The following is an 11,400-nucleotide window of genomic DNA, read 5'->3' as shown; positions in this document are numbered from 1 at the left end:
GAGCTCATCAATGTCAATGGGTTTTTCTAAATAGTCTTTTGCCCCCAGTTTAATGGCGGCGACAGCATCGCGCACATCAATATAGGCGGTTAATAAAATAATGGGCAGTTCAGGTCTTCTTTGGACAGCTTCCTTTAAAACTTCAAGACCGGACATACCCGGCATTTTCACATCAAGTAGCATTAAATCGCCGCGCTCCAGATGTTACAGCGCTTCCTCTCCATTAGCGCAGGGAAGACTCTCTAAGCCGGCTTGGGTCAACGCATCCACCAGCAATTGGCGTTGTGCCTCTTCATCATCAACAACCAGTATGAGCGGAACTTTAGGCATGATCGGCGCTCCCCAACGGAATTTTCACCAACCTGGCGGTAGTTCCTTTCCCCAAAGTCGATTCCAATTGCAGAGCGCCCCCATATTCTCGTGCTATCTCCGAGGTAATCGCCAACCCTAAGCCCGTCCCTTCTTCAAATTCATGACAATAGGGTTCAACGGCTCGAGACAAGGCTTCCGACGTCATACCAACGCCCGTATCGGCAACACCAATCGAAGCATACGCTCCATGGGCCGCTTCGGCATAAAGGCACACGCGTCCGCCGGAGCCGCAGGCTTTAAACGCATTTAATAAGAGATTCAAGATAGCTTTACGTAAACGTTCTTTATCGGCAATCACAGATAATGCGGAGAAGCGTACTTCCAAGGAAATACCGGCAGCCTTCGCTTCATCTTGTACCAAGCTTTTGATATTATCAAAAAGTGAATCCAGTTCGACAACTTCCCGCGCCGGCACAATAGGTTTTGCCATGGCGAGAAATTTTTCAATTTGCCCGGACACACGATCCGTTTCATCAATAATGCCTAGCGCGCGATTGTGTATCTCCGGCGAGCCGCCGCCTTGATTGATAATAGCCTGTGCCATACCACGGATGAGTCCCAGCGGATTTTTGGTTTCATGAGCCAATCCGGAACCCAATGCTGCCAATTTTGTTTGACGTTCCGCATCAAGCTGCGCCAAGGTCAAGGCTTCGCGCAACCGTTGTTGTCTGTTTCGATAGGAGAAAAGAATGAAGCCCAACACGATGCACAGCAAGATCAACACAGCGGCGGCGGCAGTCTGTTGCCGTAGATGGGTATATAAACTGTCCCATGCGCTTTGGTCCACGGTCATGGCAAAAGTATAAGGTCCTGACGGCAACTTTTTCCATCCCGCCCCTGCTCCCGGCCCACGGCCTCTGGGAACGCCACGGGCTCGTCCCGGACGCGACAGCGGCTCAATGCGCGGGATTACATGGCGGATCTCACGGTAATGGCGGGATTCATTATCCTCCGTAAAAGGAGGCACCCGTACCATATCCTTTCCGCTGCCGTCGATCAATCGTATTTCTTTTAAGCCCATTGCCGCCTGTAGGCCGATAAACCAGTCTTCTAAATGGTCCGGATGATACATATCAGCGCGGACATGGGCTTGAACCCCCTTTTCGGCGATCGTTTGCAACAGGGCGCAATAATCGGATTCTTGCTGTTCAATATGATTGCGTTGATGCAAATAGGTTAAGAGAATCAGAGCAAGGGCTGCACTGACCAAAAAAACAGCTGCGGCGCTTTGTCTAACACTAAAGATGCTGTTTTTCAAGTCATTTTTTATCATTTTCCTACCGTTTAGCGTGGATCAAATGAACTGCCTTCACTGTGTTTTTCATCAACATGGCGATGGTCATGGGGCCCACTCCACCGGGAACGGGCGTGATTGCGCGCACCTTTTTAGAAACGCCGGCAAAAGCCACATCGCCCACAAGACGGGTACCGCTCTTTCTGCTTGGATCAGGAATTCGGTTGACACCAACGTCGATAACGACCGCGCCTTCACGAACCATGCGCGGCTTAATAAATTCGGGAACTCCCATGGCGGCAATCAGAATATCCGCTTCCCGGGTGTATTTCGACATGTTGCGTGTGCCGGAATGACAAACCGTAACAGTAGCATTGGCATCAGCCGTCTTTTGCATGAGAAGCGCAGCTAAAGGTTTCCCCACGATATTAGAGCGGCCCACAATAACAACATGTTTCCCGGCCGTTTTAATACGGGACCGCTGAAGCAAGGTGTGACATCCTGCAGGCGTACAGGAAACGAAACATTCTTCTCCATTCAGCAATCGTCCCACATTCACGGGGTGAAAGCCGTCCACATCTTTTTCAGGAAGGATCGCCTCTAACACACGCTTTTCATTGATGTGTCGAGGCAGCGGCATCTGTACGAGAATACCATGAACCGAGGGATCGCCGTTTAGTTTTTCAATCAGATTCATCAAGCGCTTCTCGGTACAGGTTTCAGGCAAATCATAAGAAAAAGACTTGATGCCCAATTCTTCACAGGTTCGTCTTTTATTTCGAACGTAGACCTCGCTGGCGGGATCTTTGCCAACCAAGACGACCGCCAATCCGGGTATCAACTTTTTCCCTGCCAATGCGGCGACTTCAAGTTTCAGCTCCTCCAAAATTTCGGCGGCGATTTGTTTTCCATTAATAATGAGTGGTTTCCGGATACTTTTCATATACTTTTTTTCCTGATAAAAACTCTGTGACTACCAATCACGTAAAACAAAACACAATAGGTGGTTATAGATCAGCTTCGTCCTCAACGGAATCAAGGATATCCAAAATTTCCTTTACAGCCTTTTCAAGACCGATAAAGACGGCACGCGCAATAATATCATGGCCAATATTTACTTCAGATAGGAAAGGCAGACAGGCTAAAGGCAGCAAATTATGAATATTCAATCCGTGCCCTGCATGTAAATCCAGATCAAAATCCAACAAATAGTTGGCGCAGATAAGGAGGCGCTGCAATTCCTTATTCACTTCCGGCCCCGTCGCAGCAGCATAGGGTCCCGTATGGAATTCAACAGCATCAGCGCCGATTTCAGCAGCCGCATCTACCTGTTTAATCTCCGGATCAATGAAGAGGCTGACCTTAATATCTTTTTCGTGCATTGCCTGAACAACTTCCTCGCATCGGCTCCGATTTGCCGCTACATCCAATCCGCCCTCGGTGGTAATCTCCTCATCTCGTTCGGGAACCAAGCAGACTGTATAAGGTTCTATGCCTAAAGCAATGTCTACGATTTCGGGATCCACGGCCATTTCTAAATTCATACGCGTCAAGAGTGTTTCTTTTAAGAGATATACATCCCTGTCTTGGATGTGGCGTCTATCTTTACGCAGATGTACGGTAATTTGGTGTGCGCCGGCGATTTCGCATATTTTTGCCGCTGCAATGATATCGGGCCGTTTACCGCCCCGGGCTTGCCGTAATGTCGCAACGTGATCAATGTTTACTCCAAGTTCTATCATAAGTCTAATCCTTCTGTGTTTCGCGCTAGTACAGACCAAGATCACTGACACAACCTGTTGTTGGCAGCGTATTCCTATTCATGATTTGATGAAACGAAACGATTGTTTGGACTTTGTTTTTCAATCAAGTCGAGAGCGCGCATAACGCGCATGGTTTGACCGTCCAAAATTTTAATCGAAAGTCTCATCATAGTTGCCAAGAATGGCATCGCACATATGCGCCACCCGCTTCATGGCTTTAACATCATGAACACGTACACAGTGTACCCCTTTGTTTATAGCGAATGCTACAGTCGCCGCTGTACCTTCCAAACGTTCTTGTGCATCGAGTCCTAATACGGCACCGATGGTTGATTTATTGGAAGTTCCCAAAAGGATCGGCCTGCCGAGCCTCGCAAACACATCCAGATTGCGCAGGAGCATCAAGTTTTGTTTTACGGTCTTGCCAAAACCAAATCCCGGATCAATCCAAATATGATCTTCGCGAATGCCTTTCGAAAGTGCATAGGCAACGCGCTCTTCCAAAAAATCGTATACCTCTTGTACCACATCCTCATAATGAGGATTAATTTGCATCGTTTGCGGTGTCCCAAGCATATGCATGAGAACACATAGAACTTGCTTTTCCGCGACCAGCTCCCCCATATTCGGATCATTTCTAAAAGCGGTAATATCATTAACCATGATAGCGCCATGCTCAATGGCATAGCGTGCGACGGTTGATTTGCAAGTGTCAACAGAAAAGGGACAGCCTGTATCGCCGGCGATTTCTAGGGCCGGTGCAAGCCGTTCAATTTCTTCTTGCTCGGAGACAGACCGTGCTCCGGGTCTGGAGGATTCGGCGCCTATGTCCAAGATATCCGCGCCATGGTCGACCAACGCCCGAATATGGGGAGCTATTTTTTCCACAGCGTTATAGTGACCGCCGTCGAAAAAAGAATCGGGAGTAGTGTTCACAACACCCATGACTTGGGTCTGTTGCGTGCTGTTCAATTGCAAGAAAAGCGTTTTATGCACGGACGAGAATCCCAGGCAAGATCTAAGATCGGTGTACAATAACCGGTCGCCAAATTTAATATCATTTAAGCGGTCTCGGGAACGGGACCTTCAGGGCTGATGTCTATGGGCGCCTCGGCAATGACAGGGCTTTCTTCCGCCGGTAGGGGCGGCGGCTCGGCTAAGGGCGGTTCCGCAGGCGCTATCACTTCGCGCTCAGGCAACACCTCTTTTCCGGCAGTTGCGATAATGATCTCGTCGATCTCGGCGGAAAGCAAGGTCTCTTTTTCAACTAAGACTTCGGCAATTTTGCGCAGCACCTCTTCATGGGTGGCGAGCATGTCGCGCGAGTCTTTATACGCATCTTCACATAAGCGATGGATCTCACGATCAACAGCCGCTGCCGTCTCTTCACTGAAGGTTCTCATTTTGGTGAAGTCGCGGCCCAAGAACACTTCTTCTTCGCCGCCGAAAGTCAGCGGGCCGAGATCGCTCATCCCCCACTCACAGACCATTTTATGCGCCAGTTGGGTACAGCGTTTCAGGTCGTTGGAAGCGCCGCTGGTATACTCGTTATAAATGATTTCTTCAGCGGCCCGTCCCGCCATCAATACGCGAAGCATGGCAAGGCAGTAGGAACGATTCACATTGTGCCGGTCTTCTTCCGGCAACGAGGCTGTAACGCCCAATGCCATACCGCGCGGAATAATGGTCACCTTGTGAACAGGATCACTGTCTTTGAGCAATTTACCAATAAGCGTATGCCCCGCTTCATGATAAGCGGTCATAAGTTTGTCTTTGGGATTCAAGACCATGCTATGCCGCGCCGGTCCCATGAGAACGCGATCCTTCGCATCTTCCATGTGCTTCATTAACACGGATTTTGCGTTTTCTCGCGCAGCGATTAATGCCGCTTCATTGAGCAGATTGGCAAGATCCGCCCCGGAAAATCCCGGTGTACCGCGGGCAACGATGGACATATCGACATCTTCCGCTAACGGCACTTTTTGGTTGCGCACATGGATATTCAAAATCTCCTGACGCCCTTTAATGTCCGGATTCGGCACGACAATCTGTCGGTCAAATCGGCCCGGCCGCAACAGCGCTTGGTCTAAAACGTCAGGGCGGTTGGTTGCCGCCATGAGGATCACGCCGTCGTTGACGTTGAATCCGTCCATTTCAACAAGCAGCTGATTCAGGGTCTGCTCCCGTTCATCATGGCCGCCGCCAAGCCCTGCGCCGCGTTGTCGCCCGACGGCATCAATTTCATCAACGAAAATGATGCACGGCGCGTGTTTGTATCCCTGTTGGAACAGATCACGGACACGGCTGGCTCCGACACCGACAAACATTTCCACGAAGTCAGAACCGCTCACACTGAAAAAGGGCACGTCCGCCTCGCCGGCAACTGCCTTAGCGAGCAAGGTTTTTCCGGACCCGGGGGCGCCTACCAGCAACACACCCCGCGGGATCTTTCCTCCAAGGCGTGAAAAACGTTTGGGCTCTTTCAAAAAGGCTACGATTTCCTGAAGCTCTTCCTTCGCTTCATCAACACCTGCCACATCCTTAAAGGTGACGGTTTTCTCGTTTTGATCTGCCATGCGCGCGCGGCTCTTACCAAAAGACTGCGCCTTGTTGTAGCCCCCCTGCATTTGGCGGAACATAAAGAACCACAGGAGCCCGCCAATCAGGATAATAGGCAGGAAATTCAGCAATACGCTCGGCCATAAGCTGCCCACTTTAAATTCAAAGGGCACTTCCTGCTCCTGCAATTGGGCGCGCCATTCGTCTCGGAAACTGTCCGTGTTGAATTCAACAGATACATTACCGTCCACTTGATTCTTGAACAATGCCTTTATATGGAAAAGTTTGGAACTGACCTCTTTCACGGATACAGATTCAATATTAGCAACAGTCAACTGTGCAACGAAATCCGACTCGCTTAAGGGCCGCTTATTATTTTGCCATTTGGAAAAATTTGATAAGGCAAGCACAAGAATGATGAAAAAAACAATCCAGAGTGATATGTGTTTCAAAAAATTATTCATACGTCTTTCACATGAGTTTTATGTCAGAAGATACCCCAATATAGCCTTAACTGGTTAATCATACCATATAGCGAAGGCTGTCTCAATTTCCCCTTGTGTTTCAGTCCTATTTCATCCGAAAATGCGGCGCCCGGATCTCGGCAAAACGCCTGATAACAGCCCCCGAAACACAAGATTATTGATCGACATAGCGCACAGCGATCGCCTATGTATCCGGTCAAAACTAATTTTACAATAAAAAAGCATGTTAGCGCCAAACCGGTACTAACATGCAACAAAATCAATCTTATTTAGATCAAAGTAGACTCAGCATTTTTTTCCGGTCTAGAGGTCTAACTTCTTCAACAATTTGTTCGCGCATTTTCTTTCCTTGATCCGTATCTTGAGGCGCCGAGATAAATTCCAGGCTAATTCCCAAACGTTCCGCGATTTTATGCGCCATAAGGGGCCAAACTACGCCAATGTCTGCGATAATGGGAACACTGCCTTCCAGTCGTGCAAACCCGGACATTTCCATGCGGAAAGGCACTTTAAATAGTTTCGTTTTGGGAAGACCCTGCGTGATAGCTTCTTGTACACCGCCGCCGCCGCGCTCTGCCTCCCAAACCGTATTCAAAGCAGGATCAAGATCAATTCGTATTAAGGTTTTGTCTTTTAAAGAAAAGGTATAGTGTCCAAAAAATTCTGACCATATACCGTGCCCCGTGTAGAGCTCCAAAGGCCCATCATGTACTTCTTGGGTGAGTGCTACGGCCGATTCAATAATGACATCGGCACTGCCCAGCATAGACGCCAGCCGATAGGCACGTTCATGAATACTGGTGGAGTCACCGATACACAGGCCAATGGTACCGCCGCCTACCAGTTGAGGTATTGTCACCAAGACGGGAAGTTTTTTTAGCGCACCCATACCGATCATGGTTCGGGGATCTGCGCCCAGCCCGGCAATCTCCTCAAAAGTGCGCCCGCGGCTTTGCGCCAAAATGCTGATCTCCTTTGACAGCCATTCTAAATACAAGCCCACAGGATAGCCCAAATTGCCGGCGGCCTTAATGATGGTTTTACCCTCGGCGTTGCGCAGACGCTCGACGAGATCCCTATCAAAAGGCATCACTTTGGCAATTGTATCTAATAAGGCGTCATCAGTGACCGATAATTCGAAGATGTTGCCGCGCGGCAATATTTCCGGCGCCAAGTCCAAATCTAAACCGGAACAACGCTTAACTTTGTCGAGGGTTCCGCCCATTTCATGGGCGACCACTGCGGAGCTGGTGGAAACGCCGTCCACGATCCCGACACGCATCAATTCCGCGATAAGTGTCGTTACACCTTCGTGAAGATTGGGACCGCTCCCGGTAACGACCACCACTTTTCCGCCGCGCTCTTTTGCTGTCACAATACGCTCTACAGATTCTTCGATTCGCTTTTGCGCCCGTTCATCTAAGCGCGATTCAATCTCCGTCATTAATGCAGGATCAAGAGACATGGCAAGACTCCCTTCATAGGCTGCGTTCACGCAGCATTTGTTCAGCACGCTCAAAATCTTCTTTGGTATCTATGCTAAAGCCATGGAAAAAAGTATCCGATACGGTAGATTCAGTGACACGGATGCGCAGCCCATGTTCAAGCCAACGCAGTTGTTCCAAGGACTCCACTTTTTCCAACATAGATGCAGGCAACTGTGTTAATTTGATAAGCGTGTCTTTGCGATAAACATAAATACCCACATGTTCATAGACGGTATGATCGATATTTTCACGAGGATAGGGAATGCGCGCACGAGAAAAATAAAGGGCGTTACCCGCCAGTGTGACAACCACTTTAACAACGCTTTAATCACTTATAATCTTTTCATCCTTCATAGGAAACATGAGCGTGGAAACATCAGGAGCATCGGCCTCGATCATGGGCTTCACCGCCTCATCAATCATAGACACATCCACAAAGGGCTGGTCGCCTTGGATATTGACCACAATGTCTGCATTGAGTTTTTCCGCAGCCTCGGCGACGCGATCGGTGCCGCTGGGATGATCAGCACGCGTCATCACCACCTTGCCTCCGAAAGATTCGACGGCTTCTGCAATGCGTGTATCATCCGTCGCCACACAAACACTTTGCAGCAACGTTGAGCGGCTGCATTGCTCATAGACCCGCTGAATCATGAGTTTCCCATTGATCGGAATCAATGGTTTTCCGGGGCATCGACTGGAACCGTAACGAGCGGGTATAATGCCTACGACTTTAATATTTTCCATTCCACTTTTCTCCTTTAGGTTTGTGACTATATATTCAGTACAATAACATACTGAAATAGGAAGATAAAAGTGTTATCGGGCGGATGATCGATTGCGAAGCATTCTAAAATAGCGCACTGCGTTGTCTTGAATCGAAAGGATAAACAATGATTCGAACCAACTGGTTGGATATTTCAGTCATTATTTTTTATTTTGCAGTCATTACAGGTATTGGCTCATGGTTCGCCACACGAAAATCACAGGATACAGAACAGTATTTTGTTGCAGGCCGATCTTATCCCGGTTGGTTGTTGGGTATCTCTCTCTTTGGCGCTACAATCAGTTCCATTTCCTTTATCGCCTATCCTGCCGATGCCTTCCGAACCGGTTATCTGCGTTTTGTCATCTGCCTTGCCCTGCCCTTTTCAGTTATGATCGCTTCCCGTTTTCTTGTACCCCTTTTTCGGCGTCGTCAAACAGTCACTGTTTTTGAATATCTCGAATACCGATTCGGCCCCAAAACGCGTGCCTATGGCGCGAGCGTTTTTATTATTTCCCAATGTTTCCGCGTCAGCTTGGTGCTCTTTTTAGTAGGTCTGCTTCTTCATAGCCTCACCGGCTGGAATGTGGCGGTTTGTATTCTTTTGGGCGGTATATTTACTGCCTATTACACCATTGCCGGCGGTATTCGTGCGGTGATCTGGACTGACCTTTTTGAATCGGCGATCCTAGTCGGAGGCGCGCTGCTGGTGCTTTCTGTGGTTATCTTTAAGATGCCCGGCGGTATTGCCCAAGTTTTAGCCATCGGTATTGAAGACAGCAAATTTATGCTCAACGAAATCGTCGATGGGAAATTGAGTCCCATCTCTTGGGGCTTTTCCCTTCGCAGCAAAACGGTGGTCATGCTCTTGCTCGTCGGTTTCTTCCAGTGGCTCCATGAGTATTGTGTCAACCAAGAAAACGTGCAAAAATATTGCGCTGCAAAAAGCCTGAAAGAAGCACGCCGCGCCTTGTGGCTGAACTGTTTCTTTTGTCTGCCCGGCTGGGCGTATTTTATGTTTTTGGGAACTGCATTCTATGCCTTCTACAAAGTGTTCCCCGACCCCGCCGTGACAGAGATGTTGAACGGCACCCGGAAAGCGGAAGAGATACTGCCCTATTTTGTGACGACCCAATTACCGCGGGGAACGATGGGATTGGCAGTAGCAGGTGTATTGGGCGCAGCGACGTCAAGTTTAGGCGCGGCTTTGAACAGTATTTCGGCTGTAACCGTAACCGATATTTATAAGCGCCATATGAATCGCAACGCCGACGAACAACACTGCATGCGCGCCGCACGGTTCATTACTTTTATAGCCTCCTGCATTATGGTGGGCGGTGCCTATTTCCTCTATAAGGCAGACACCTTAACGCTTCAGGATTTGTGGGCAGAATTTCAATCGATCATCGCCGGCGGTGTGCTGGGCTTATTTGTGCTCGGCATTTTTACGGTTCATGGCGATGGACGTGCTGTTGGCGCAGGGATTCTTTTCGCCGTACTTTTTTCCGCCCTTGTCTCCCTCTCACGGCTGGGCTGGACCCCCTCCTCTGTTTCCGACTTTATGCAAGCTCATTTTGAAGCCTATTACACGGGCTTGGTTGGAAATATCATCATGTTCTTGACGGGCTATGGGCTTGCCAGAATCTTAAGCAAACGAACAGCAAGCCTTGAAGATCTCACGGTGTGGACCATGGATACAAGCAACCCTGCAAAGTGACTGCGAGGGCTGCACCCGTCTTCGGTCGATTCCGTTAAAGGATTACTTCTTTTTCAGGTGGGCCACGTAGGCGGCTACACGCTCCTGACGGTACTCATGAGCAATCTCTTCCAAGCTCTCGCCGGCCGCATTCTTTATATCAAGCGACATTCCGCGATTTGTAAAAAGACTGATAATTTGACCATGCCCAAAAACAGCGGCTGTATGTATGGGCAAGTCACCATAACTGTCTTTGATCTCGGGGTCGGCTCCGTGATCAAGGAGCCACTCCGCTTCATCGCGACGCCCGAGCATGGCCGCCACATGGAGCGGGGTCATACCCGTAACATCCTGCGCGTTAAGGTCTGCCCCACGCTCTAACAACAGGTTGAGCATATCCATTTGTTTGTAGGTAACAGCGCGGTGCAGAGGCGTCTTTTCCTTGGCATCTAACGCGCCTATCAGTGCAGGATCTTTGTCGAGAAGATCTTTTACACGCGCCTCATTACCGCGGGCGACCGATTCATGAATGCTGGGCGTGCAACCGGAAAACACACACAAGGCTATTACAAAGATCAGTAAAGGGGCGCGCCTTATGAAACTGGAAACGCCCTTGGAAGCAGGCTGAAAAGAAGCCGATTCTTTATTTTCAGTAACGCTTTCATTGCCTTCCGTAGCCAGGGAACGAATCATCTCTCTTTTTTGATCGCTATTTCTACACGAAACCTTCAATTGATTTTGACTCCGCTCTAAGTAAAACTGCCTTTACTTGTTTTTATTGTTCTAATGGCTATGATCTCATGAGATCATCTCTATTGTAAAGGGATTCTTCATTGAAAAGAAAATGCCTCGTCCTGAACCCGTAAATTTCCAAGACGAGGCAATGATTAAAGAAGGATATTTATTCTGCCGGAACTTCAACTGCAGGCGCAGAACTGTCTGTATCTATCACGATAGATTCCGCCGGCACTGCGATAGCTGCGTCTGCGGCATCGTCAGGGATAACAACGGACTCAACAGTCTCTGCCACGTCTTCAG

Annotated in this window: 10 protein-coding genes and 1 pseudogene; 1 reads left to right on the top strand and 10 read right to left on the bottom strand. The window is 49.0% G+C overall.

Going from position 1 to position 11,400, the window contains the following annotated elements; translation table 11 throughout:
- The 8 genes and pseudogenes from GX117_13800 to kdsB all read right to left on the bottom strand — a co-directional run.
- Positions 1-183 (bottom strand): response regulator (locus GX117_13800; protein ID NLO34404.1); only part of this gene is annotated, 183 nt, incomplete at its 3' end.
- A gap of 139 nt (positions 184-322) precedes the next feature.
- Complete coding sequence (locus GX117_13795) at positions 323-1,645, bottom strand: hypothetical protein (GenBank protein ID NLO34403.1); 1,323 nt, start codon at positions 1,643-1,645, stop codon at positions 323-325.
- A 4-nt stretch (positions 1,646-1,649) separates the two neighbouring features.
- Positions 1,650-2,549 carry a bifunctional methylenetetrahydrofolate dehydrogenase/methenyltetrahydrofolate cyclohydrolase FolD gene (gene folD / locus GX117_13790; GenBank protein NLO34402.1) on the bottom strand — a complete coding sequence of 300 codons (900 nt, stop codon included), beginning with the start codon at positions 2,547-2,549 and terminating at the stop codon, positions 1,650-1,652.
- Positions 2,550-2,613: 64 nt separating this feature from the next.
- Positions 2,614-3,348 (bottom strand): pyridoxine 5'-phosphate synthase, encoded by a 735-nt coding sequence (locus tag GX117_13785; protein ID NLO34401.1) that lies wholly within the window; start codon positions 3,346-3,348, stop codon positions 2,614-2,616.
- 171 nt (positions 3,349-3,519) lie between these two features.
- Positions 3,520-4,314 carry a dihydropteroate synthase gene (folP, locus tag GX117_13780; protein NLO34400.1) on the bottom strand — a complete coding sequence of 265 codons (795 nt, stop codon included), beginning with the start codon at positions 4,312-4,314 and terminating at the stop codon, positions 3,520-3,522.
- 116 nt (positions 4,315-4,430) lie between these two features.
- Positions 4,431-6,392 (bottom strand): ATP-dependent metallopeptidase FtsH/Yme1/Tma family protein, encoded by a 1,962-nt coding sequence (locus GX117_13775; GenBank protein ID NLO34399.1) that lies wholly within the window; start codon positions 6,390-6,392, stop codon positions 4,431-4,433.
- Positions 6,393-6,687: 295 nt separating this feature from the next.
- Complete coding sequence (locus GX117_13770) at positions 6,688-7,878, bottom strand: hypothetical protein (GenBank protein ID NLO34398.1); 1,191 nt, start codon at positions 7,876-7,878, stop codon at positions 6,688-6,690.
- Positions 7,879-7,891: 13 nt separating this feature from the next.
- Positions 7,892-8,638, bottom strand: a pseudogene (gene kdsB, locus GX117_13765) (3-deoxy-manno-octulosonate cytidylyltransferase).
- Between the two features lie 155 nt (positions 8,639-8,793).
- Between kdsB and GX117_13760 the strand changes: the two are divergent.
- Positions 8,794-10,383 (top strand): sodium/solute symporter, encoded by a 1,590-nt coding sequence (locus GX117_13760; protein ID NLO34397.1) that lies wholly within the window; start codon positions 8,794-8,796, stop codon positions 10,381-10,383.
- 42 nt (positions 10,384-10,425) lie between these two features.
- Here the strand turns inward: GX117_13760 and GX117_13755 are convergent, their stop codons facing one another.
- Together GX117_13755 and GX117_13750 are read right to left on the bottom strand one after the other, a co-directional pair.
- The gene (locus GX117_13755) at positions 10,426-11,055 is read right to left on the bottom strand and encodes an ankyrin repeat domain-containing protein (GenBank protein ID NLO34396.1); all 630 of its coding nucleotides are present in this window, start codon (positions 11,053-11,055) and stop codon (positions 10,426-10,428) included.
- Between the two features lie 208 nt (positions 11,056-11,263).
- The coding region (locus tag GX117_13750; protein ID NLO34395.1) for a hypothetical protein at positions 11,264-11,400 on the bottom strand (137 nt) is incomplete at its 5' end.

The organism is Candidatus Hydrogenedentota bacterium, assembly GCA_012523015.1.
GTDB lineage: Bacteria > Hydrogenedentota > Hydrogenedentia > Hydrogenedentales > CAITNO01 > JAAYBJ01.
The sequence above is the reverse complement of the archived record's forward strand: the minus strand, read 5'-3'. Positions and strand labels throughout refer to the sequence as shown.